We start from the raw sequence: 23472 nt of genomic DNA, 5'->3' as shown, positions 1-23472 counted from the left end.
CGGCCCCCCCCCCCCAAACCCGGGGCTTCAGCTGCAAATTGCCCCAGGCCACTGTCCCCTCCCCCCCCGGTTCTGGTTAAAGCGGGGTCGCCCATGGCGCGCTCGGCGCGGCCGCCGGCCGCCGGCCGCCAGTCCGCGGCCCTGGACGCGTGCGGCCCGACTCCGGGCGGATGCGGAGTCGCCCACGGAAGGCGTCGCGCACGGTCGGCCTCTCTCTGTGCGTGTAGCGGGCGGGCCCGAGCGGTACAGGCCGCATCTGGGATACTGTCGCGCCAGGTTCCCGCCCAGATCGCCATGTCCAAACCTTCCGGTCCGCGCCGTTCCCCGGTCGAGAAAGCCGCCCGCCGCGCGCAGGGCACGCCGATCCATGCGCAGCTGCGCGACGGCGATGGTCGCGTGTTGGCCGGTGCGACGCTGGAAGACGGCGAGTGGACGATGGTGCTCGCCGGTCGCCCGGTGGCGAGTACGCCGAGCGCCGCGATGCTGCTGGCGATGCTGCGCCACACCGCCGCGGTGCAGGGGCGGGCCGGTGTGCGGACCCGGCTGTCGGTTTCCAAAGTCCTCGACGCCGCCGCGTGCGCGGAGGCGCAGGCGGCCGGTCGTACGCTCGCCGCGCACCTGGACTGGCTCGAGGCCGAGCGGCGGACGCGCAACGACCCGGCGCCGGCCGTGCATTGAACGCGAGCGCCCGGCACGGCCTGCTGAACGATGAACCGTGCAGGCGATGTCGAGGGCGCCGGCGGTCGTCGTCGCTATCATCCGCGGCTCGTCCGTTCGGTACGCCTGCGATGGTTCGCTTCCGTCTGTTGCCCGCCCTGGTGTCGTTGCCTGTCGCCGTCGTGTTGCTGGCCGGCTGTGGGCGCAACGTGCGCGAGGACGTGCCATTCATGGGCGAATCGTTCGATGCCGACGATATCTACTCGCGCACCTACGCCCTGCCGCCGGCCCAGGCGTGCAGCGCGGCCCGGTTGGCATTGCTCGGGCAGGGCTACGCGGTCGGCAAGGCAGGAGATGACGCGGTCGAAGCGACCAAGAACTTCCAGCCCGAGGACGAGGTGCACACGCAACTGTCTGTGCGCGTGTCGTGCGTGCCGCGCGGCAGCGACCGGACGTTGCTGTTCGTCAGCGCGCTGCTCGACCGCTACGTGCTGCGCAAGAGTTCGAACTCGGCGAGCCTGGGCGTCGGTGCGCTCGGCTCGTTGTCGGTGCCGATCGGCAGTCGCGAGGATTCGCTGGTGCGCGTGGCCAGCAGCACCGTGCAGGATGCCGGCTTCTACCGCCGGTTCTTCGAGCGGGTGGGCTACTACGTCCCGAGCCCGGCGAACGAGGACCGCCGCCCGCCAGCGGCCCAGGACGGTGAGGATCCGCCCCCCGACGATCTGCACCGCCCGGCACGGGACGACGCGCCGCGCTGAGCCCCGGCTACGACCGAACTGCTACAGTCGCCCGGTCCATCGCCGCTGGGGTCGTGTCTGGTGAATGCCGTGCTGGAGGGGTCCGAGGCGTCGTCCGCTGCGCCGGAGCTGCGGGTCATCGCGCGGCTGCGCGACAACGGCCGGCTCAAGGACGTCGATCTCGCCCGCGCGCAACGCTTGCACGCCGAGGCGGGGGGCAGCCTGCTGGGGCTGTTGGCCCGGCTGGGCCTGGTGTCCGAGCGCGACCATGCTGAAGCCTGCGCTGCGGAGTTCGACTTGCCGCTGTTGGCCGGCCGCGAGTTGCCCGACGAGCCGCCCGAGCTGGCAGAAGGCGCGACGCCGCTGTCGGTGCGCTTCCTGCGCCAGTTCCACGTGCTGCCGATCGGCGAGCAGGATGGCCGCCTGCGTCTGTGGATGTCCGACCCCTTTGATGCCTACGCACGCGATGCGGTGCGCCTGGCGACCGGGCGCGAGCCGGTGCCGGCGGTGGGCCTGCGTTCGGAAATCGACGATGCGATCGAGCGCTGGCACGGCCAGGGGCGCAGCGCGATGGGCACGATCGTCGAGTCGGCCGACGGCGAGGGCGGCGGCGATGTCGACGATGTCGAGCACCTGCGCGACCTGGCGTCCGAAGCGCCGGTGATCCGGCTGGTCAACCTGGTGATCCAGCGCGCGGTCGAGCTGCGCGCCTCCGACATCCACATCGAGCCGTTCGAGAGCCGGCTCAAGGTCCGCTACCGCGTCGATGGCGTGCTGATCGATGGCGAGAGCCCGCCGGTCAATCTGACCGCCGCGGTCATCAGCCGCATCAAGATCATGGCCCGGCTCAACATCGCCGAGCGTCGCCTGCCGCAGGACGGACGCATCATGCTGCGCGTGCAGGGCAAGGAGCTCGACCTGCGCGTGAGCAGCGTGCCGACCGCGCATGGCGAGAGCGTGGTGATGCGTCTGCTCGACCGCGAGACGGTGGTGTTCGACTTCCAGCGGCTGGGCTTCGATGGCGAATTCCTGCCGCAGTTCCAGAAGGTGCTCGACCAACCGCACGGCATCCTGCTGGTGACCGGTCCGACCGGCTCGGGCAAGACGACGACGCTCTACACCGCGCTGTCGCAGCTCAATACGCCGGACGTGAAGATCATCACCGTCGAGGACCCAGTCGAGTACCAGATCGAGGGCATCAACCAGATCCAGGCCAAGCCGCAGATCGGTCTGGACTTCGCCAATGCGCTGCGCTCGATCGTGCGCCAGGATCCGGACATCATCATGATCGGCGAGATGCGCGACCTGGAGACCGCGCGCATCGCGATCCAGTCGGCACTGACCGGTCACTTGGTGCTCAGCACGCTGCACACCAACAATGCCGCCGGCGGCATCACCCGCATGCTCGACATGGGCGTGGAGGACTACCTGCTCACGTCCACGGTCAACGGCATCCTGGCCCAGCGCCTGGTGCGCCGGCTCGAACCGACCCACGCGGTGCGCTATGCGGCCTCGCCCGAGGAGATCGAGCGCTTCGAGCTGCGCCGCCATCAGCCCGAGGGCGAGATCCACCTCTACCGCCCGGGCCCGTCGGCTGCGGCGCCGACCGGCTACCTGGGACGCACGACGATCGTCGAGTTCCTGGTCATGAACGACGAGATCCGGCGCGCCGTGATGCGCCATGCGGGCATGGGCGAGCTCGAAGACCTCGCGCGCCGCGCTGGCATGCGCACGATGTACGAAGACGGCATCGCCAAGGCCCTGCGCGGGCTGACGACGATCGAGGAAGTGCTGCGGGTGACGGAGGAAGCCTGATGCCGTACGAATCGCACAGCACCGACCGCCATACACCCAGCACGATGCGATGACCCTCTATCGCTACAAGGCCCTCAACGCCCGCGGCGAAGTGCTCGACGGCACCATGGATGCCGCCAGCGAGGCCGAGGTCGCGCTGCGGTTGCAGGAGCAGGGCCACCTGCCGGTGGAGGCGCGCCCGGCGAGCGAGGCGCGTGGGCTCGGCGATTGGCGGGCGGCGTTCAAGCCCAAGCCGTTCTCCGGGCAGCGGCTGGTGCAGTTCACCCAGCAGCTGGCAACGTTGCTGCATGCCGGGCAGCCACTCGACCGCGCCCTGACGATCCTGCTCGATCTGCCTGAGGAACCGGAGGCCAAGCGCACGATCACCGAACTGCGCGATGCGGTCCGCGGTGGCGTGTCGCTGTCGACGGCGCTCGAGCGCCAGCACGGCACCTTCTCGCGGCTGTACGTGAACATGGTGCGCGCCGGTGAGGCTGGCGGCAGCCTGGAGGACACGCTGCAGCGGCTGGCCGACTATCTCGAGCGTGCGCGCGCCTTGCGGGGCCGGGTGGTCAACGCGCTGATCTATCCCGCGATCCTGATCGTCATGGTCGGCGCCTCGCTGATGTTCCTGCTGGGCTACGTCGTGCCGCAGTTCGCGGCGATGTACGACAGCCTCGATGCCGAACTCCCCGTATTCACGCGTTTGGTGCTCGGCGTTGGCAGCTTCGTGCGCGACTGGTGGATCGTGCTGTTGATCGTGCCGGTCGTCGCGGCCTACGCCTTCGCGCTGAAGTTGCGCGACGCTCGGTTCCGCGCGCGCTTCGATGCCTGGCTGCTCGAGCGCCGCTTGGCCGGTCCGCTGGCCGCGCGCATCGAGACCGCACGGCTGGCGCGGACGCTGGGCACACTGCTGCGCAACGGCGTGCCGCTGATCACGGCGCTGGGCATCGGCCGCAACGTGCTGGGCAACCTGGCGCTGGCGGCCGATGTCGAGGCGGCGGCTGCGGAGGTCAAGAACGGCGTCGGGCTGTCGTCGGCACTCGCGCGCGGCGGCCGGTTCCCGCGATTGGCGATCCAGATGGTCCAGGTCGGCGAGGAGTCGGGTGCCCTCGATGCGATGCTGATGCGCACCGCCGACACCTTCGATCAACAGACCGGGCAGTCGCTCGACCGCATGCTCGCGGCCTTGGTGCCCGCGATCACGATGCTGCTCGCCCTGGTGGTGATGGTGGTGATCCTGGCGGTGCTGGTGCCGATCTACGACCTGACCAGTGTGATCGGGTGAAACGCCGCCTCTCGTGATGGGGATTGGGTGATTCGAAGCAGCGGATCATCTCTGCACACGTTGCAACGACGGATCACGCGGTGTCGATCACCGCGTGCTGCGCGGCCGCGCAGCACGCGCAGGCTCACGCCAGCGCAGCCACAACAGCACGGTCGCGGCGCCTGCGCTCGCCACGCCCCACAGGCCGACGGCGCCTTGCGCCGGGCCCCAGAGATGTACGCACAACGCGGCGGCGAGCGTGAGTGCGAATGCACCTGCCCCGCGCAATGCGCGCCGCCGCGCAGGCGCGAGCGGGCCGCCGAGCACCGCAGCGTGGTGGCGGTCCATCGCCAGCGCCAGCGCCGTGAATCCGGCAGCTGCGAGCAAGATGGCCAGCACGACCTGTGCGCCGTTCATGCCGGCACCTGCGCATCGCCGACGCGCGCGCGCCGTGGCGGTCGTACGGGGGCGCGGCGCGCGTGGCGATCGACTGCCCAAGCCATCCAGCCCAATATCGCGCCAAGGACCAGGAGGCCGATGTCCATCGTCGCCATCGCCTTGTCGCCAGCGGCGAGATTGGCGAACAGCCCGTGGCGCGTTGCGATTAGGTTGTAGACCGGCAGCGCTGCGAACAGCAGGGCGCCGACCGCCAGTTGCTCGCGCCAGGCCGCGACCGGCCGGCGCACGCAGGCGTGCAGCACGCACGCCAGCCAGAACAGGAAGAACAAGTGGATCTCCCATTGCGCACGCTCGGCCATGCCGGTGGGCAGCAGCCGGTTGGCCCAGAAGAACACCGCCATCGCGGCCGGCAGGCCGGCGACGAAGCCGATGTTGAGCGATTCGACCAACCGGAAGCCGACGTGCGGGCGTGCCGGGTCGGGCAACTGCGCGCGCCGTTTCACCGTCCACAGCACCAGCCCGCTGGCGACCATCAGCGTGCCGGCCAGGCTCGACAGGAAGAACAGCCAGCGCATGGTCATCGGTGCGAAGCGCGCCGCATGCAGCCCGACCATGCCGTCGCGGATGTCGGCCGCCGCGCCTTGCGGCGGTGTGCGCCAGACGAGCTCGCCGCTGGTGCCGGAGAACGCCATCGACTCGTAGTCATAGATGATGCGCGAATCGGTACTGCGCGAGGCCACGACCCGCGCGGCGGCATCGCCGGGTAGGTCGATGCGTAGTGTGTCGACGCGGTCGGGCTGCCAGTCGGCGGCCGCGCGGACGCGCATCGCCTCGACGTCGCCCAGCGGCGCCGGCGTGCCGCTGCGCTCGACAGTCGGTGCCTGCGGGAACAGTTCGGCGTAGAACGCCTGCTCGTCGGCGTAACGGGCATCGACGCCGAACGGCATGTACAGCGCCATCAGCGTGATCAGGCCGGTGTAGGTAATCATCAGGTGGAACGGCAGCGCCAGCACCGCCAGCGCGTTGTGGCCGTCAAGCCAACTGCGCTGGCCCTTGCCGCGGCGGAAGGTGAAGAAGTCGGCAAAGATCTTGCGGTGGGTGACCACGCCGCTGACGATCGCCACCAGCATGAACATCGCGCAGATGCCGGCCAGCCAGCGTCCCCACAGCACCGGCATGTAATGCATGTCGAAATGCAGCCGGTAGAAGAAATCGCCGCCGCGGGTGTCGCGGACCGCGACCGCGTGGCCATCGGCATCCAGCCAGGTGCGCGAGGCGTAGGCCTCGCGGAACGACTGCCCCGGCATGCGCCACGATACCTGGGTGCCGGTGGTGCGCGGCCCGGGCAACTGCACGGTCCACGCGTCCGCGCCCTGGGCGTGCGTTTCCAGCCAGGCCAGCGCCTGGCGAGTGGCGGTCGCGGCCTCGACCGGCGCGCCCAGTTCGGGCGTCATCCAGCGGGTGATTTCCTCGCGCCAGTACGCGCTGGTGCCGGTCAGGAACATCGCATAGAGCACCCAGCCCACCAGCAGGCCGCTCCAGGTGTGTAGCCAGGCCTGCGACTGGCGAAAGCCGCGGCTCATGCCGGTGCCCCGGTCAGCGCCACGACCGTGCCCGCCACGGCCGCGATACCGGCCAGCCACAGGCCGGCGCGCAAGCCGTCGCGCGCAGCGAACGTGGCCATCACACCGGCCGCGAACAGCACGAACGACAGCAGCGTCGCCGTCACCGCGGCCGACAGCGCGCTGCCGGGCCACAGTCGCGCGATCGCCACGACCAGCAACGCGGTGGCCGCGTAGTTGCCGGGTACTGCGACCAGGACGCGGCACAGCACATCCAGGCGGACGGCGATCGGCGTCCGGTCACGTTGGGCGCGGGCGGTCGGGGAAGCGGGGGTGGGCATTGGCGGTGTCGGGCTGGGCGGCGATGGCGATGATATCAAATGCGAATCATTTGCAACTAGGTGGGCGAGCAAGGCGGTGGCCCCGATCGTGCCGATGCCGGCTTCCCGGTCGGTCGTCCGTGCGGCATACAATCCGGACTCGATCCCAAGACGAGGCAGCGTCCCATGCACCACTCCCTCCGATCGCGTCGCGGGGTCCCCAAGACGCAACAGGGCGGTTTCAGCCTGATCGAGATCATCCTGGTCGTCGTGCTGATCGGCGGCATCGTCGCCTTCGCCGCGAGCCGAATCCTGGGCGGCGGCGACCGCGCCCGGGTCAACCTGGCCAAGGCCCAGGTGCAGACCCTGGCCGAGAAGGTCCACCAGTTCGAGATGGACACCGGCCGCTTGCCCAACGCCCTGAACGACCTGGTCGTCCAGCCCGGCGATGCCGGTGGCTGGCTCGGGCCGTACGCGAAGGAAGGCGAGCTCCGCGACCCCTGGAACACGCCCTACGAATTCCGCGCGCCGGGCGACGGCCAGCCCTTCGAGATCGTCAGCTTCGGCGCCGACCGCAAGCCTGGCGGCGACAGCGTCAACGCCGATATCCGCTACGAATGATCCCGCGGCGGCCGCGACCGCCGGTGCCGCAGCCGCCTTCGGGCCGGGCGCCGCCGGGACGCCAGCGCGGCTTCTCGCTGCTGGAGGTCCTGCTGGTCGTGGGCCTGATTGCGGTGACCGGCGTGCTCGCCGCGGCCGCGATGAGCGGTGGCTTCGACCGCATCGCGCTGCAGTCGACCGCCAAGCAACTGGCCGCGCAGTTGCGCTACACGCGGACCCAGGCGATCGCGACCGGCGAGCCGCAGCGCTTCGTGCTCGATCCTCAGGCGCGCACCTGGCAGGCGCCCAACGGCCGGCATGGCGAGATTCCGGCCAAGCTCGATGTCGAGTTCACCGGCGCGCGCGAACTGCAGACCTCGCAGAGCGAGGGCGCGATCGTATTTTTCGCCGACGGCGCGGCCACCGGCGGCCGGATCCGGGTGATGCTGCGCGGCGCGGCCTGGCAGGTCGATGTCGCCTGGCTGACCGGCGAGGTCCGGCTGGGCAGGGGCGAGCAGTGAACCGGCCGGGCGCAGGACGCGGCCAGGCCGGTTACACGCTGATCGAGGTCATCGTGGCCTTCGCCGTGCTGGGGTTGGGCCTGATGCTGTTGCTGGGCACGCTGTCCAACGGCACCCGGCAGGTCCGCTGGTCGGCCGATGCCGGGCGCGCCGCGCTGCACGCGCGTTCGCTGCTCGACGGCGTCGGCCTGTCGATCCCGGTCGCGCCGGGCCAGCGCACGGGCAGCTTCGAGGACGGCCGCTACCGCTGGACGCTCGCAATCGCGCCGTACGTCGACCCCGACCTGCCGCCCGCAGCCCCGCTCGCGCAGGGCGGACCGCAGTTGTACGAACTGACGCTGGCAATGGACTGGGGCGAGGCCGGCCCACGCGAGCGCCTGCAACTGCGCACACTGCGGCTGCATGCTCCCGATGCGGCCGGTCCGGCCACGCCATGAACCGCAGCGTCCGCGGCTTTACGCTGATCGAAGTGCTGGTGGCGACCGCGTTGCTGGCCGCCGGGCTCGCGCTCGCGCTGACCACGCTGCGCGCGGCCACCGCGACCGTCGAGCGCGGCGAGACGCTGGCCCAGCGCAGCGAGCGCATGCGCGCGGTCGAAGGCTTCCTGCGCCGCCGGATCGCCTCGGCGCTGCCGATCGGCTTCGATGTCGACGAGACCACCGGCCAGCCGCTGCGCTTTGTCGGCGAATCGCAGCGGCTGCGCTTCGTCGCCGACCTGCCGGACTACCTGGGTCAGGGCGGGCCGCACCTGCATGAACTCGCGGTCGACGATGACGGTAAGCCGCAGCGCCTGACCGCAGCGTTCGCGATGGTGCTGGGGGGGCGGACGGTGGAGGACGCCGCGCCGCGCCCGCCCGAGCCGCTGATCGACGATCTGACTGCACTGCGCCTGCGTTATCGCGGTTTCGACACCACCGGCGAACTCGGCGAATGGGGCGAGCGCTGGGGGCCGGCGACCCTGCCATTGCAGGTCGAGATCGCGATCGAGACCGAGCGCGACGGCGCCTGGCCGCTGCTGGTCGTCACCTTGCCGCAGGGCAGCGGCCAGCCTGAGCAGGAGGCTTTGCCATGAGCCGGAGCCGGGGCGCGGCCCTGCTGCTGGTGCTGTGGCTGATCGTGCTGCTGTCGGCGTTGGTCGGCGCCTTCGCGCTGAGCGCACGCATCGAGAACCAGCAGGGGCGCGTGCTGGCACGTGGCACCGTGGGCGATGCCGCCGCGCGGGCGGGCCTGGAGTACGCGTTGATGCGGCTTGCCTTGCCGGACCCGACCCTGCGCTGGCAGCCCGACGGGCGGCCCTACGCCTGGCAGTTCCACGATATGCCCGTGGACATCCGGATCGTCGACGAGACGGGAAAGGTCGATCTGAACGCGGCCGGCAGCGACTTGCTGACTGCGCTGCTGCACGCGGTGGGCGCCGAGCCCGACGTGGCGGCCCAGGTGGCCGGCGCGATCGTCGACTGGCGCGACGAGGACGACCTGGTGCAGCCGGTGGGCGGCGCCGAGCGCGCCGAGTACGCGGCCCAAGGGCGCGCGTACGGCGCCAAGAACGCGCCGTTCGAAACGGTGGCCGAGGTCCAGCAGGTGCTCGGGATGACGCCCGCGTTGTTCGAGGCGGTGGCGCCGCACCTGACGGTGTACGGCCGTCTGCCTTCGCCCGATCCGCAATTCGCCGATGCGGTGGTGCTGCAGGCGATGGGCGTTGACGCCGATCCGATTCTGGCCGCACGCGCGGCCACCGGCGCACTGCTTGCCGAGGCAGTGCTGGGCGGCGGCAGCGGCACGTATAGTATCGACAGCCGTGCGCAGCTCGAAGGGGGGCGGAGCGCGCGATTGCGGGCAGTGGTCAGGACCGGCGCTGGCGCCGTACCGGGCACGGCATACAGCGTGCTGCGTTGGGAGGAGGGAGCTTCACCGCGATGATGTCCGCAACACCTGCATCCCCGGGCGCGTCGGCGCCGCCGCGCCGTGGCTGGCGCCCGGACGGGCGAACCTGGGCCCGCGTCCGCAGTGCGTTGGCGTGGTGGCGCACCGCCCTCGCGACCTGGTTGCCGCCGCGCGTGCGCGATCTGTTCGGGCTGTCCGGCCGTCGTCTCTTGCTGCAGCCGCAGGGCGATGGCCTGCGACTGGTCCTGCACGAAGCGCGCGAGACCCGTGACCTGGCGCAGGTGCCGCTTGCTGAACTGGCGGGCCGTGCCGGCGATCCGTTGGCGGCGCTGCTCGGCGAGCGCCTGGCCGGGACGCCGCGCTGGCTGCTGCTGCCCGCCCAGGCGGGATTGCGCAGGCGCATGCTGCTGCCCGAAGCCGCCGCCGATCGCCTGCACGATGTGCTGGGCTTCGAGATCGACCGGCAGACGCCGTTCGCCGCCGGCGACGTGCGTCATGGGCACCGCCTGCTGGGGCGCCGCGGCGACGGCCAGCTCGAGGTCGAACTGGTGGTGGTACCGCGGGCGACGATCGAAGCGGAGCTCGCGGCGCTCGGTGCCTTGGCGCCGACGCTGGCCGGTATCGATCTGGCCGAGGGTGACCGCCCGCTCGGCGTCGACCTGATCGACGCCGAGCGCCGGCGCCGACGCGAAGATCCCCAGCGTCGTCTGCAATGGCTGCTCGCGGCGATCGCCGTGCTGCTGACGATGGCCGGCCTGTGGCAGATGCGCGAGAACCGCGCCGCCGCGGCCGATGCCTTGCAGGCGAAGGTCGAAGCCGAGGCGATCCGTGCGCGCGCGGCGTCCGCGCAGCGCCAGCAACTGGCCGACCTGCGCGAGGGCATGGCGTTTCTTCAGGCCCAGCGGGCTGCGCGGCCGACCACGGTCGCCGTTCTCGACGAACTGAGCCGGCGGCTGCCCGACAGCACCTCGCTGGAGAAGGCGGCGATCGAGGGGAACCGGATTCTGCTGATCGGCCTGAGCACCGAGGCCTCGGCGCTGGTCGGGCAACTGGAGGGGTCGCCCCTGTGGCATTCGCCGGCGCTCGCCGGGGCATTGCAGAACGACCCGCGGACGCGCTCGGATCGCTTCACCTTGACCGCCGAACTTGCGCCGCCGCCCGCGCCCACCGCGCCGCCACCGCAGGAGGCCGCCCGTGCCGACGATGCCCGATAGTCCGGTGCCGGCGCGCGACCGTTGGCTGGCGCTGGGCCTGCTGCTGGGCGCGCTGTTGCTTGGTTACCTGGTGCTGCTGCACCCCTGGTGGACGCAGCCGATGCGCGAGCTGGGCGCGCGTATCGATTCGCTGCAGGAACGCGAACTGCGCATCCGTCGCGAGCTCGAGCAGGCGCCGCAGGTGCGCGCCGAACTCGAGCGCGCGCGCGAGGCGATGGCGGCGGCGCCCGGCTTCATGCCGCAGGCGAGCGTCGAACTGGCGACGGCGGCCTTGGTGCAGCGGCTCGAGAACGCGGTGCTCGAAGCCAGTCCGGGCAACCGCAGTTGCGCGATCAGCAACCGCTCGCCGTTGGCTGGCGGTCGTAACGACCGCTACCCGCGTGCGACCGTGCAGGTGCGGCTGCGCTGCGGCATGCCCGAGCTCGCCGCGGTGCTGCATTCGCTGGAAGCGGGCACGCCCCGGCTGTTCGTCGACAATCTCAACATCCTCAGCCAGCGGCACACGCTGGCTGCCGGGGCCACCAGCGGCGGCGTCGACGTGAGCTTCGACCTGTCGGGCTATGTGCTGCCCGGTCCGTCCGCACCCGCGGCGGCGCCTGGCGCGGAGGCGGCGACCGATGCGGGTTGATCGGCTCAATCCCCGGACCTGGCTGATCGGCGCCGTGGCGGCGTGGGCCTTGCTGTTCCTGGTGCTGACCCTGGCCGGTTTGGGCGGGCGCATCGGCCAGCGCGAGGACGACGGTGACCCGTCGGCGGCGACCGCGTCGGCGATGCCGGACGTGGTCCCCCAGCCACCGCTGTCGCAGTACGGAGAGATCGCGGCGCGACCGCTGTTCTCGGCCGACCGCAAGCCCCATCCTTTCTTCATCGACCCGCAGGACGAAGGCGGCGAGGCCGCGTCGGGCTTCGACTTCGTGCTGACCAGCGTGTTGCTGACGCCCGATTTCGCGATGGCGATCCTGCAACCCAGCGGGGGCGGCGAATCGATCCGCCTGCGCATCGGCGAGGCGCCGCCGACCACGCCCGGCTGGGTGCTCGGCAGCGTGGAATCGCGCAGCGCAGTCTTCAACGGTCCCGAGGGTCCACGCACGCTGGAGCTGCGCGTGTTCGACGGCACCGGCGGCCAGCCGCCGACGCCGATGACCACGCCGGTCGCCCAGGACCGCGCGGTGCAGATGCCGCTGCGTCGGCCGCCGCCCGCGACCGATCCGCCGCCCCCCGACATCCCGCAGTCCGGCGATGCCGGACGTGGCCAGCGCGGCGCAGGCGGGCGCAATCGCGCACCGCCGGGCGCTGCGCAGGCGGCCAGCAACGACGTGGCCGCGACGGCGGAAGCGCAGGTCGAGGAGATCCGTCGCCGGATCGAGGCGCGACGCGCGCGCCTGCGCCAGGAACAACAGCAGCAACAACCACCCTCCCGGCCGTCGCCCTCGCCGCAGCCGTCGCCCACCCCCGTCCAGGATCCGTAGACTCCAGTCGATGAAGCCTCTTTCGATGACTCCCGCCCTTCCGTCCAGGACGCTCGCGATCGGCATCTGCATCGCGTTGCTCGCCGGCTGCGCCACGGCGCCGCCGCCGACCGTTCGACGCGACGCCGATCTACGCCAGGGGGTGGAGGCCGACGCCACGGGCGTGGCCGACGGGCCGCGCGTGCAGTCGCTGGTCGACGACGATGACCGGCCGCGTCCGCAGATCCGTCGCGGCAGCGGTACTGTGATCAATCGCGGCGCCGCGGCCGCGCCGCCGCCGACACTTGGCACCACCACCACCGGGCAGGCCTCGTTCAATTTCGAGGGCGAGTCCGTGCATGCGGTCGCCAAGGCGATCCTCGGTGACATGCTCGGCCAGAACTACGTCATCGCGCCCGAAGTGCAGGGCACAGTCACGCTGGCCACGCCCAAACCGGTGAGCGCGGCACAGGCGCTGAGCCTGCTGGAGATGGTGCTGGGCTGGAACAACGCCCGGATGATCTACAGCGACGGCCGCTACAACATCGTGCCGGCCGACACCGCACTCGCCACTGGCACCGTGGCCCCGCGCACCGGCGGGACCGGTGCGGCACGCGGCTTCGAAGTGCGCACGGTACCGCTGCGCTACATCTCGGCGACCGAGATGGAGAAGGTGCTCGAGCCCTACGCGCGCCCGAACGCGATCGTCGGCGCCGACAACGCGCGCAACGTCATCACGATCTCGGGCAGCCGCTCCGAACTCGACAACTACCTGCGCACGATCGAGATCTTCGACGTCGACTGGCTCTCGGGCATGTCGGTCGGCGTGTTCCCGTTGCAGTCGGGCAAGGCCACCCAGGTGGTCGCCGATCTGGAGAAGGTGTTCGGACAGGACAGCGAGTCGCCGGTCGCGGGCATGTTCCGCTTCATGCCGCTCGAAGGCGCGAACGCGGTGCTGGTGATCACACCGCAGGCCGATTACCTGGGCGAGATCCAGCAGTGGCTCGAGCGCATCGACAACGCCGGCCAGGAGCCGCGGTTGTTCTCGCTCGAACTGAAATTCATCAAGGCACGCGAACTCGCGCAGCGGCTGTCGGAGGTGTTCGGCGGCAGCGGTGGCAGCAGCGGCCAGGACAGCGCCTCGCTGATGCCTGGGCTGAGCGGCAACACCTTGCGCAGCGGCGGCATGGACGGCAGCACGTCGGGCGGCCGCGGCGGCCTCGATTCGTCGACGGGCGGCCTGGGCAGCAACTCCGGGATGGGTGGCGGCCGTGGTGGCCGCGGTGGCATGCGGAGCGGTGGTGGCGGGGACATCGGCCAGATGCAGCTCGACGAGCGCCAGGACGGCCCCAGCAGCGTGACGCTGGAGGTCGGCGGCGACCGCGTCGGCGTGTCGGCGGTCGACGAGACCAATACGCTGCTCGTGCGCACCACGCCGGCTGCGTGGCGGTCGATTCGCGACGTCGTCGAACGGCTCGACGTGATGCCCGCGCAGGTGCACATCGAGGCGCAGGTGGTGGAGGTGACGCTGAGCGGTGATCTGCGCTATGGGGTCAATTGGTACATCGAGAATGCAGCGTCCTTGGCTGGACTGCCGAGTCTCTCGTTACGTGACAATCCCGCCCTCCCGCGCAAGTGGAGCACGTTGGGCGGAGCAATCGACATCCGTGGTGACGACCCAAGCGTCTCGTGGACGTTGTTCAAGAATGACGCCGCCGCCGTTATCAGTGCGCTGGATAAAGTGACGGACGTCCAGATCCTGCAGTCGCCTTCGGTCTTTGTACGCAACAATGCGATGGCCGAGTTCAACGTCGGTGCGAGCATTCCGATCTCCACGACCAGCGTCAATCCGATCCTCGGCGACAACAGCTATACCAACGTGCAGTACCTGGAGACCGGCACGATCCTGAAAGTCCGCCCTCGCGTGACCCGCGATGGCATGGTGTTCCTCGATATCGTGCAGGAAGTCAGTTCGCCGGGACCGCAAAGCACTGCGGATGCACAAGGCAACGTGCGCATCGATACACGACGGCTGAAGACCGAAGCCGCTGTGCAGGCTGGCGACACCGTCATGCTTGCCGGGTTGATTCGAGACGAGGTCGGCAAGTCTTCGACAGGATTGCCAGGCCTGAGCCGTATTCCTGTCATCGGAGGACTCTTTGGGCAGCAGCGATCAGGCACGAGCCGCAGCGAAGTCATCGTGCTGCTGACGCCGACGATCGTGCGCAATCCGCAGGAAGCACGCGAGTTGACCGATGAGTACGGGCGCCGCTTCCGCGCGTTGCAGCCGCTGCAGCCGCGCGACTGACATGATCGGGGACTCGCGCCGATGACGGCACTGCCGGTGGTGTTGCTGCCGGTCGGGCACGACGACGATGCGCTCGACGCCTGCCTGGCTGCGCTCGACGCCGGCACGCCTGCCGGCACGCAGGTGTGGCTGGCTGACGATGCGCGTATCGGGCCGCGCGGCGCGCAGATCGTGCAGCGCTGGCTGGCACAGACCCCGTTGCAGGCCGACTACACCTGCCGCCAGCGTGGGGTCGGCGAAGTCGCGCACCTGGACGATGTGCTGCGTGCCTGCGGTGATGCCGATGTCGTCGTGCTCGCGCCCGATGCGGTACCGCTGCCCGGCTGGCTGGTCGAGTTGGCCGCGTGCTTCGCGCGCGACGCCTCGATCGCGACCGCGACCCCCTGGTGCAACGCTGGCGAGGCGGCCTCGTGGCCCCGCATCGGCGAGATCGCGCCGGTGCCAGACGATCCGCTGCGCCTCGCACGCGCCTGCCAGCAGTTGCCGCCACTGCATCCCGAACTGCCGGCCGCGATCGACCACGCGGTGCTGCTGCGCGGCAATGCCCGGCGCAAGGCCGGCGGGCTGGATGGCGCGAGCTACAGATCCTGGTATGCCGCATTGATCGACCTGTCGCTGCGGATGGCCGGCCTGGGCTGGCGCAACGCGCTGTGCGAGACCGCGTTCGTCGCGCGCGGCGGCGAGGGCGGTCCGCGCGAGGGCGACATGGACGCGCTCGCGGCCCGCTGGCCGGGGTGGCATGCGCGGTTGGCGACGTATCTGATGGATGACCCGCTGCACGCCTGTCGCGCGCAGTTGCAGCGCCGCTATGCAGCGCTCGAAAACGCACCGACGCAACATGGGTTGTTTGCGTTGCATGACCTCGCTGATGCGGGCGATGGACATGCAGGCGACGACGCGACCTCAAGCCGGCATGCCGCATCCGGGGACCCGGACGACAGGCCTTTGCCCGAGGACGCAGCGGCCGTACAGACCGAGGCCGAGACCTCCCCGCGATGAGTGCAACGTCGCCCCCGACACCTGCGGCCGATGTGGTCGCCGTCGTCGTCACCCACCAGAGCGCGAGCACGATCGACGCCTGCCTGCGCCACCTGCGTGAGGCCGCTGGCGTGGCGCAGATCCGAATCGTCGACAACGGGTCGATCGACGAGACTCTGGCGATCGTGCAGCGGCACGCCTCGCTCGATCCGCGCGTGCATTTCATCGGCAATCCCGACAATCCTGGTTTCGCGGTCGCCTGCAACCAGGGTGCCCGCGATGCCGACGCGCCGTGGATCGCCTTCGTCAATCCCGATTGCCTGGTCGAGCTGGACACGCTGACGCGGCTTCGCGCGCATGCCGACGCGCTTGGCAAGGCGTGTCTGCTGGGCAGCGAACTGCTCGGCGAGGACGGCGTGGCCGATCCGGCCGCCCGGCGGCGGGATCCCGATTTCGTCGCGATGCTGCGCACCGCATCCGCGCGCGATCTCTCGCTGCCGCGCGATGCGGCGCAGCCGCTGCAACGCGTCGATGCGGTCTCCGGCGCACTGATGCTGCTGCCGCGCACGCTGTTCGATCGCATCGACGGCTTCGACACCGGCTATCGGCTGCATGCCGAGGATCTCGACCTGTGCCGCCGCGCCCGCGAGGCGGGCGCCACGGTTGCGATTGCCAACGACGTCGCGGTGCTGCACGTCCGCGGCGTTTCCAGCCGCGCGCGGCCGCTGTTCGTCGAGTGGCACAAGCACCGGGGGCTGTGGCGCTACTTCAACCGCTTCGAGGCGCCGCACCGGAGCGCCGCGCAGCGGGTCGGTGTGTGGCTGGCGATCTGGCTGCGCTTCCCGCTGGCCGTGCTGCGCCGGCTGTAGGCCTGGACCGATGCGTTCTGCCGCCGCTGCTCGGCGCAGACGCCGGCGCCATCGCTCGCGCGCTAGGCTAGCCGGGCTTTCTTTGCGGACCCCCCCCATGGCGATCATCCAGTCCCTGCTCGACACCGACCTGTACAAGTTCACGATGATGCAGGCGGTGCTGCACCAGCACCCCGGCGCCCACGTCGAGTACCGGTTCAAGTGCAGAACGCCGGGCATCGACCTGGCGCGTTACCTCGGTGAGATCGACGAGGAGATCGACGCACTGTGCGCGCTGCGCTTCACCGACGACGAGCTGGCTTACGTGCGTGGCCTGCGCTTCATCAAGCCCGACTTCGCCGATTTCCTTGGCCTGTTCCGGCTCGATCGCAAGTACATCGAGCTGCGGCCGTCGGCATCGGTGCCGGGCGAGATCGAACTCGACATCCGCGGCCCCTGGCTACACACGATCCTGTTCGAAGTGCCGCTGCTGGCGATCGTCAACGAGGTCTGGTTCCGCAACACCTCGGCGCCGGATTTCGCCGAGGGCGAGCGCCGGCTGCAGGCGAAGGCGGCGCTGCTGCGCGATACGCCCGGCTTCGACGATTGCAAGGTCGCCGATTACGGCACGCGGCGGCGCTACTCGCGGCAGTGGCATGGGCACATGCTGCCGTTGCTGCGCGAGGCATTGGGCGTGCAGTTCGTCGGCACCAGCAATGTCGATTTCGCGCGCCGCTACGGCATGACGCCGCTGGGCACGATGGCGCACGAGTACCTGCAGGCGTTCCAGGCGCTCGGGCCGCGTTTGCGCGACTCGCAGGTCGCCGCGTTGGAGGCCTGGGCCCACGAGTACCGCGGCGATCTGGGTATCGCGCTGTCGGACGTCGTCGGCCTGGACGCGTTCCTGCGCGATTTCGACATGTACTTCTGCAAGCTGTTCGACGGTGTGCGCCACGATTCGGGCGACCCGTTCGTCTGGGGCGACCGCATGCTCGCGCATTTCCAGCACAACCGCGTCGATCCGGCGAGCAAGACCCTGGTCTTCAGTGACGGCCTGGATTTCGCCAAGGTGATGCGGCTCCACGACCACTTCCGCGGCCGCTGCCAGGTCGCGTTCGGGGTCGGCACGCACCTGACCAACGATCTCGGTCCGACGCCGCTCAACATCGTCATCAAGATGGTCCGCTGCAACGGTCAGCCGGTGGCCAAGCTCAGCGATTCGCCGGGCAAGAGCATGTGCGACGACCCCGGTTACCTGAGCTATCTGCGCCAGGTATTTGGCGTTCCGCCGGAACAGGCAGCCTGACCGGCGACGCGTGTGTGGCCGGACGCGTCAGCGATGGCGGTTGATCGTGTCGCGCAGTTCGCGCGCCGCCGTGGCCGCAGCCTCGGCGTAATCGTCGCCGTTGGATGCGTAGAGGATCGCGCGCGAGGAACTGACCATCAGGCCGGTGCCGTCGGCGGTCCTGGCGTGGCTCACGACCGCCTCGACATCGCCACCCTGCGCGCCGACGCCTGGCACCAGGAACGGCAGATCGCCGACGATCGCCCGGACCTCGCGCAACTGCGCCGGCCAGGTCGCGCCGACGACCAGGGCGCAGTTGCCGTGCGCGTTCCAGTCACGCGCGATCGTCTCGGCGACATGCTGGTACAGCGGGCGCGTGGCGCCGCCCTGCGCGACCGGCAGATCCTGCAGATCGGTGGCGCCGGGATTGGAGGTGCGGCACAGGATCACCACACCCTTGTCTTCGCGGTCGAGGAATGGCTGCACCGAGTCGCGGCCCATATACGGATTCACCGTGACCGCGTCGGCGGCGTAGCGCTCGAAGGCCTCGCCCACGTACTGCTGGGCGGTGCTGCCGATATCGCCGCGCTTGGCATCCAGGATCACCGGCACGTCCGGGTGCTGGGCATGCAGGTGCGCGATCAGCCGCTGCAGCGCATCCTCGGCGCCGAGCGCGGCGAAGTGCGCGATTTGCGGCTTGAACGCGCAGGCGTACTCGGCCGTCGCATCGGCAATGTCGCGACAGAAGGCGAACACCGCATCCGGGTTGCCGGAAAACCGGGCCGGAAACTTCGCAGGTTCGGGGTCCAGCCCCACGCAGACCAGCGTATCGGCGGCCTGCCAGCGCGCGCGCAGCGCCTGCATGAAGGAGCGGGGCATGGTGGTCCTCAGGTCACGATGATTGGGGTGTCGTGGGTGACCACGACCGTGTGCTCGAACTGCGCGCCGACGCCCTTGGGGCACACCAGCGACCAGCCGTCGTCGAGCGGGTCGGTACGTGTGCTGTGCGTGGCCAGGAACGGCTCGACCGTGATCACCATGCCAGCGTGCAAGCGGCGGGTGTCGCGCCGGTCGTAGTCGCCCGGAATCGAGCCCGGTGCCTCGTGCAGCGCGCGCCCGACCCCGTGGCTCTGCAGGTCGCGGATGACCCGGAAGCCGCGACGCGCGGCAACCGTCTCGATGGTCCGGCCGATGCTGTTGATCAGCCCGCCCGCGCGCAACTGGGCGATGGCCGCATCGCGGGCCTCGCGGGTCGCATCGAGCAGGCGCTGCTGCGCCGCATTGGCGGTGCCGACGACAAAGCTCGCCCCAGTGTCGGCGAAGAAGCCGTCGAGTTCGGCCGAGACATCGATGTTGACCAGGTCGCCGTCGCACAGCGGCGTCTCGTTCGGGATGCCGTGCGCGACCACCCGGTTGACGCTGATGCAGGTCGCCGCGGGAAAGCCGTAGGTCAGCACTGGCGCCGACTGTGCGCCGGCTTCGCGCAGCATCCCGGCGCCGATTGCATCGAGCGCGCGCGGCGTGACACCGGCGATCGCCTGATCGCGCATCGCGGACAGGATGCCGGCCACCAGCGCGCCTGCGCGCCGAAGGCCTTCGAGCTCATCAGGCGTCTGGATCGTCATGGAAAACCGGGGTCAGAGTCGAATTTCATGGCAGTGTGCGCCGAGGGGGGAGGACGGGGTCAGGGAAAAATCGACTCTGACCCCGGTTTTTGGAGGCGGGCGATGATGGCATCGACCAGCGCCGGGGGCGGGGGGCTGCTGTCGAGCGTCAGGACTGGGCAATGCAGGGTCTGCCGCCAGCGGTCGTGCATCGCCCGGCTGCGGATCTCCGGCCCGCCCGTCTCGTACTGCGCAGCCCAATCCATGAAAGCGCGGTGGTGCTCGACCATGTCGCCACCGGGCGCGATCCGGTCGCCGTAGCGAGCGTGTTCGCGCGCGTGCAGGCGGCGCATGCGTTCGGTGTCGTCGAGCGAGAGGAAGACTGCCAGCGTGCACCGCGCAACGAGGCTGCTGCCCCAGCTCACCAGCGAGCCGGTCAGAATCCACGCGTCGTGACCGGCGCGGCGCTGTTCGATCGCTGCGATGCGCTCGCTTGGCGTGGTCTTCTCGGTGTAGGGCGGGTCGCTCGGCTTCCAGTAGACCTCGTCGACATCCACGTGCGGCAGCGCCAGACGTGCAGCCAGTGCGGCGCCCAGCGTGGTGGTGCCGCTGCCGGACGCGCCGAAGATGTGGAGGCGATGGGTCGGGATCATGGCCGGGCCGAGGCCCCGGGGTGAGCGGGGCCTCGTGGGGTCACTTCAGGGCCTTGAACCGCAGGCGCTTGGGACCGGCGTCGTCGCCGAGGCGACGCTTCTTGTCTTCCTCGTACTCGCGGTAGTTGCCCTGGAAGAACTCGACGTGGCTGTCGCCCTCGAACGCGAGGATGTGCGTGGCGATGCGGTCGAGGAACCAGCGATCGTGCGAAATCACGAACGTGTTGCCCGGGAACTCGAGCAGGGCGTCTTCCAGCGCGCGCAGCGTTTCGATGTCCAGGTCGTTCGACGGTTCGTCGAGCAGCAGCACGTTGCCGCCCTGCAGCAGCGTCTTGGCCATGTGCAGGCGACCGCGCTCACCACCGGACAGCGAGCCCACCAGCTTCTGCTGGTCCTGACCCTTGAAGTTGAAGCGGCCGATGTAGGCGCGCGACTGGATCTCCACGCCGTTGATGTTGAGGATGTCCAGGCCGCCGGCGATCTCCTGGAAGACGTTGTGGTTGCCTTCGAGCTTGTCGCGGCTCTGGTCGACGTACGACAGCTGCACGGTCGGCCCGATGACGATCTCGCCCGAGTCCGGCTTCTCCTGCCCGGTGATCATCTTGAACAGCGTCGACTTGCCGGCGCCGTTGGGGCCGATGATGCCCACGATCGCGCCCGGCGGCACGATCATCGACAGGTTGTCGATCAGCAGCCGGTCACCGAACTTCTTGCTGACGTTCTTGAACTCCATCACCGAGTTGCCCAGGCGCTCGCCCGGCGGAATGAAGATCTCGTTGGTCTCGTTGCGCTTCTGGTAGTCCTGCGACTGCAGTTCTTCCAGCCGGGCCAGGCGCGCCTTGCCCTTGGAGCGGCCGCCCTTGGCGTTCTGCCGCGACCATTCGAGTTCCTTCTGGATCGCCTTCTGGCGCGCCTTTTCCTGGCTCTCTTCCTGCTTCAGGCGCTCGTCCTTCTGCGTCAGCCATTCGGTGTAGTTGCCCTTCCACGGGATACCGCGGCCACGGTCGAGCTCGAGGATCCACTCGGCGGCGTTGTCGAGGAAGTAACGATCGTGGGTGACGGCCACGACGGTGCCGGTATAGCGGGCGAGGAACTGCTCCAGCCACTCCACCGACTCGGCGTCGAGGTGGTTGGTCGGTTCGTCGAGCAGCAGCATGTCGGGCTTCTGCAACAGCAGCCGGCACAACGCCACGCGGCGCTTCTCACCGCCCGACAGCTTGCCGATCTTCGCGTCCCACGGCGGCAGACGCAGCGCATCGGCGGCGACGTCGAGCTGGTTCTCCAGCGTATGCGCGTCCCCGGCGGCCAGGATCGCCTCCAGGCGTTCCTGTTCCTTGGCGAGCGCGTCGAAGTCGGCGCCCTCCTCGGCGTAGGCGGCGTAGACCGCCTCGAGCGCGGCCTGGGCCTGCAGCACCTCACCGACGCCTTCCTCGACCGCCTCGCGGACCGTCTGCTCGGGGTTCAGGCGCGGCTCCTGCTCCAGGTAGCCCACCTTGATGCCGGGCTGCGGGCGGGCCTCGCCCTCGAAGTCGGTGTCCACGCCGGCCATGATCTTGAGCACCGTCGACTTGCCGGCGCCGTTGAGGCCCAGCAGGCCGATCTTGGCGCCGGGATAGAACGACAGCGAGATGTCCTTGATGATCTGCCGCTTCGGCGGGACCACCTTGGACACGCGGTTCATGGTGTAGATGTATTGCGAGGACATGGGGGCTCCGGTTGCGCCTGCCCGCGCCGGGGCCCGGTCGGGCGGCGTCGGGAAGGGAGTCAAGGCCGCAATTATAGCGGTTCGGCCCCGGACCCGGCGGGTGCCGGGGCCGGGGGGCCTTCCTCTACCGGCTTCGACCGGTTCGCCGGCGGCAGCCTCAGTCCGGCGCGCGGTCCCCGCAACCGATCGCCGGCCATTCCGGCGCGCAGCGCGCGGTTGAAGGCACGTGCACACCCGCCCCGTCCACGTTGAACAGGCCGTCCGCTGCAGGTACTGTCGTCGCGGCCTGCTGGCGCCAGGTCTGCTCAGTTCGTAGGCCGCGCTGCTCCCGGGCCGCCGCGTCCGCCAGTGCCCGGTCGGCGAGGCCGACCTGCAAATCGCCTCCGACATAGGTGATGACGTAATTGTCCAGCCCCGTGCCAGCGGCGTCCGAGACATCGATGGCGTAGCGGCCCGGTGCTGCAGTGACCGGCGTACCCGCGCTGTGCAACCGCACGGAGTGCACGGTGTCTGCGCGGCGAAGTCCCTCCACAGTGTGGGCAGTGGGTGTCAGTGCACGTCCGATCGGCTTGAACGCGTCCAAGGCAGTGATGGTCAGGCTGGCCTTGTCGATGGTCAGCACGCCGTCGATGGCAGTGACGACGTAGTTGCCGTTGGCAAGCGCGGAGGCATCGATGGTGTAGTGGCCCACGTTCTCGCCGGCTTCGCGGATGAGTGCGCCCGTGAGGGTGTCGGCACCGACGAGGCTGCCTTCGGTCACCGACCAGGTGAGGGTGGGATCGGCATTGCCGTAGACCTTGGCGAGGCTGTCGGCGGTGACGGTGATCGCTCGCGGGTCGATGGTGAGCACGCCGTCGATGGCAGTAACGACGTAGTTGCCGTTGGCCAGCGCGGAGGCATCGATGGTGTAGCGGCCCACGTTCTCGCCGGCTTCGCGGGTGAGTGCGCCCGTGAGGGTGTCGGCACCGACGAGGCTGCCTTCGGTCACCGACCAGGTGAGGGTGGGATCGGCATTGCCGTAGACCTTGGCCAGGCTGTCGGCGGTGACGGTGATCGACCGCGGGTCGATGGTGAGCACGCCATCGATGGCGGTGATGACGTAGTTGCCGTTGGCCAAGGCCGAGGCATCGATGGTGTAGCGGCCCACGTTCTCGCCGGCTTCGCGGGTGAGCACGCCCGTCAGAGTGTCGGCACCAACGAGGCTGCCTTCGGTCAGCGACCAGGTGAGGGTGGGATCGGCATTGCCGTAGACCTTGGCCAAGCTGTCGGCGGTGACGGTGATCGCCCGCGGGTCGATGGTCAGCACGCCATCGATGGCGGTGATGACGTAGTTGCCGTTGGCCAAGGCCGAGGCATCGATGATGTAGCTGCCGACGTTCTCACCGGCCTCGCGGGTGAGCGCACCGGCCAGGGTGTCGGCGCCGACGAGATGGCCTTCGGTCACCGACCAGGTGAGGGTGGGATCGGCATTGCCATAGACCTTGGCCAGGCTGTCGGCGGTGACGGTGATCGCCCGCGGGTCGATGGTCAGCACGCCGTCGATGGCGGTGATGACGTAGTTGCCGTTGGCCAACGCCGAGGCATCGATGGTGTAGCGGCCCACGTTCTCGCCGGCTTCGCGGGTGAGTGCGCCCGTGAGGGTGTCGGCACCGACGAGGCTGCCTTCGGTCACCGACCAGGTGAGGGTG

At 69.9% G+C, this 23472-nt stretch carries 23 protein-coding genes and 1 pseudogene; 16 read left to right on the top strand and 8 right to left on the bottom strand.

What is annotated here, in order from left to right:
* Positions 1-294: 294 nt before the first annotated feature.
* The 4 genes from ABE487_RS16480 (at position 295) to ABE487_RS16465 (ending at position 4476) form a co-directional block, all read left to right on the top strand.
* Complete coding sequence (locus tag ABE487_RS16480) at positions 295-678, top strand: hypothetical protein (RefSeq protein ID WP_346445716.1); 384 nt, start codon at positions 295-297, stop codon at positions 676-678.
* 110 nt (positions 679-788) lie between these two features.
* On the top strand, positions 789-1415 hold the full coding sequence (locus ABE487_RS16475) for a DUF2242 domain-containing protein (protein WP_346448268.1): 627 nt from the start codon (positions 789-791) through the stop codon (positions 1413-1415).
* 60 nt (positions 1416-1475) lie between these two features.
* Positions 1476-3209 carry a type II secretion system ATPase GspE gene (gene gspE, locus ABE487_RS16470; protein WP_346445713.1) on the top strand — a complete coding sequence of 578 codons (1734 nt, stop codon included), beginning with the start codon at positions 1476-1478 and terminating at the stop codon, positions 3207-3209.
* 49 nt (positions 3210-3258) lie between these two features.
* Positions 3259-4476 carry a type II secretion system F family protein gene (locus ABE487_RS16465; protein WP_346448270.1) on the top strand — a complete coding sequence of 406 codons (1218 nt, stop codon included), beginning with the start codon at positions 3259-3261 and terminating at the stop codon, positions 4474-4476.
* A gap of 87 nt (positions 4477-4563) precedes the next feature.
* Here the strand turns inward: ABE487_RS16465 and ABE487_RS16460 are convergent, their stop codons facing one another.
* From ABE487_RS16460 to ABE487_RS16450, 3 genes are read right to left on the bottom strand one after another with little or no spacing between them, the layout of a single operon-like run.
* Positions 4564-4872 carry a DUF3325 domain-containing protein gene (locus ABE487_RS16460; protein ID WP_346445710.1) on the bottom strand — a complete coding sequence of 103 codons (309 nt, stop codon included), beginning with the start codon at positions 4870-4872 and terminating at the stop codon, positions 4564-4566.
* Positions 4869-6437, bottom strand: coding sequence for a PepSY-associated TM helix domain-containing protein (locus tag ABE487_RS16455; protein ID WP_346452312.1), 1569 nt, complete (start codon positions 6435-6437; stop codon positions 4869-4871). Before ABE487_RS16455 ends, ABE487_RS16460 begins: the two co-directional genes overlap by 4 nt.
* The gene (locus ABE487_RS16450; protein ID WP_346448272.1) at positions 6434-6757 is read right to left on the bottom strand and encodes a hypothetical protein; all 324 of its coding nucleotides are present in this window, start codon (positions 6755-6757) and stop codon (positions 6434-6436) included. Before ABE487_RS16450 ends, ABE487_RS16455 begins: the two co-directional genes overlap by 4 nt.
* 165 nt (positions 6758-6922) lie before the next feature.
* On the opposite strand from ABE487_RS16450, the gene gspG reads away from it, so the two are divergent.
* The 12 genes and pseudogenes from gspG (at position 6923) to pncB (ending at position 17843) form a co-directional block, all read left to right on the top strand.
* On the top strand, positions 6923-7357 hold the full coding sequence (gspG, locus tag ABE487_RS16445) for a type II secretion system major pseudopilin GspG (RefSeq protein WP_346452313.1): 435 nt from the start codon (positions 6923-6925) through the stop codon (positions 7355-7357).
* 23 nt (positions 7358-7380) lie between these two features.
* The gene (locus tag ABE487_RS16440; protein ID WP_346452314.1) at positions 7381-7857 is read left to right on the top strand and encodes a GspH/FimT family pseudopilin; all 477 of its coding nucleotides are present in this window, start codon (positions 7381-7383) and stop codon (positions 7855-7857) included.
* Positions 7854-8294, top strand: coding sequence for a prepilin-type N-terminal cleavage/methylation domain-containing protein (locus ABE487_RS16435; RefSeq protein WP_346452315.1), 441 nt, complete (start codon positions 7854-7856; stop codon positions 8292-8294). Before ABE487_RS16440 ends, ABE487_RS16435 begins: the two co-directional genes overlap by 4 nt.
* The gene (locus ABE487_RS16430) at positions 8291-8929 is read left to right on the top strand and encodes a prepilin-type N-terminal cleavage/methylation domain-containing protein (protein WP_346452316.1); all 639 of its coding nucleotides are present in this window, start codon (positions 8291-8293) and stop codon (positions 8927-8929) included. The genes ABE487_RS16435 and ABE487_RS16430 overlap by 4 nt, the downstream gene beginning before the upstream one ends.
* Complete coding sequence (locus tag ABE487_RS16425; protein WP_346445699.1) at positions 8926-9777, top strand: type II secretion system minor pseudopilin GspK; 852 nt, start codon at positions 8926-8928, stop codon at positions 9775-9777. The genes ABE487_RS16430 and ABE487_RS16425 overlap by 4 nt, the downstream gene beginning before the upstream one ends.
* Positions 9774-10955, top strand: coding sequence for a PilN domain-containing protein (locus tag ABE487_RS16420; RefSeq protein WP_346452317.1), 1182 nt, complete (start codon positions 9774-9776; stop codon positions 10953-10955). Before ABE487_RS16425 ends, ABE487_RS16420 begins: the two co-directional genes overlap by 4 nt.
* Positions 10945-11583 (top strand): type II secretion system protein GspM, encoded by a 639-nt coding sequence (gspM, locus tag ABE487_RS16415; protein WP_346448281.1) that lies wholly within the window; start codon positions 10945-10947, stop codon positions 11581-11583. Before ABE487_RS16420 ends, gspM begins: the two co-directional genes overlap by 11 nt.
* Positions 11573-12424, top strand: a complete 852-nt coding sequence (locus ABE487_RS16410; RefSeq protein ID WP_346448283.1) for a hypothetical protein — start codon at positions 11573-11575, stop codon at positions 12422-12424. The genes gspM and ABE487_RS16410 overlap by 11 nt, the downstream gene beginning before the upstream one ends.
* 25 nt (positions 12425-12449) lie before the next feature.
* Positions 12450-14711 carry a type II secretion system secretin GspD gene (gspD, locus tag ABE487_RS16405; RefSeq protein WP_346452318.1) on the top strand — a complete coding sequence of 754 codons (2262 nt, stop codon included), beginning with the start codon at positions 12450-12452 and terminating at the stop codon, positions 14709-14711.
* A 21-nt stretch (positions 14712-14732) separates the two neighbouring features.
* A pseudogene (locus tag ABE487_RS16400) lies at positions 14733-15515 on the top strand (glycosyltransferase); the annotation flags it as partial.
* Between the two features lie 191 nt (positions 15516-15706).
* Positions 15707-16558 carry a glycosyltransferase family 2 protein gene (locus ABE487_RS16395; RefSeq protein ID WP_346448286.1) on the top strand — a complete coding sequence of 284 codons (852 nt, stop codon included), beginning with the start codon at positions 15707-15709 and terminating at the stop codon, positions 16556-16558.
* 97 nt (positions 16559-16655) lie between these two features.
* Positions 16656-17843 carry a nicotinate phosphoribosyltransferase gene (gene pncB / locus ABE487_RS16390; protein ID WP_346452319.1) on the top strand — a complete coding sequence of 396 codons (1188 nt, stop codon included), beginning with the start codon at positions 16656-16658 and terminating at the stop codon, positions 17841-17843.
* A 27-nt stretch (positions 17844-17870) separates the two neighbouring features.
* On the opposite strand, the gene pyrF is transcribed toward pncB, so the two are convergent.
* The 5 genes from pyrF to ABE487_RS16365 all read right to left on the bottom strand — a co-directional run bounded on the left by pyrF (position 17871) and on the right by ABE487_RS16365 (position 23456).
* Positions 17871-18701, bottom strand: coding sequence for an orotidine-5'-phosphate decarboxylase (gene pyrF / locus ABE487_RS16385; RefSeq protein WP_346452320.1), 831 nt, complete (start codon positions 18699-18701; stop codon positions 17871-17873).
* A gap of 8 nt (positions 18702-18709) precedes the next feature.
* Positions 18710-19447, bottom strand: coding sequence for a type I methionyl aminopeptidase (gene map, locus ABE487_RS16380; protein WP_346452321.1), 738 nt, complete (start codon positions 19445-19447; stop codon positions 18710-18712).
* A 59-nt stretch (positions 19448-19506) separates the two neighbouring features.
* Positions 19507-20079 (bottom strand): hypothetical protein, encoded by a 573-nt coding sequence (locus ABE487_RS16375; protein ID WP_346452322.1) that lies wholly within the window; start codon positions 20077-20079, stop codon positions 19507-19509.
* A gap of 40 nt (positions 20080-20119) precedes the next feature.
* On the bottom strand, positions 20120-21784 hold the full coding sequence (gene ettA, locus ABE487_RS16370; protein WP_346448291.1) for an energy-dependent translational throttle protein EttA: 1665 nt from the start codon (positions 21782-21784) through the stop codon (positions 20120-20122).
* Between the two features lie 157 nt (positions 21785-21941).
* Positions 21942-23456, bottom strand: coding sequence for an MBG domain-containing protein (locus ABE487_RS16365; RefSeq protein WP_346452919.1), 1515 nt, complete (start codon positions 23454-23456; stop codon positions 21942-21944).
* Positions 23457-23472: the final 16 nt, after the last annotated feature.

Origin of the sequence: Luteimonas sp. TWI596 (assembly GCF_039674105.1) — a bacterium.
In the GTDB taxonomy this organism is placed as follows: domain Bacteria; phylum Pseudomonadota; class Gammaproteobacteria; order Xanthomonadales; family Xanthomonadaceae; genus Luteimonas.
The sequence above is the reverse complement of the archived record's forward strand: the minus strand, read 5'-3'. Positions and strand labels throughout refer to the sequence as shown.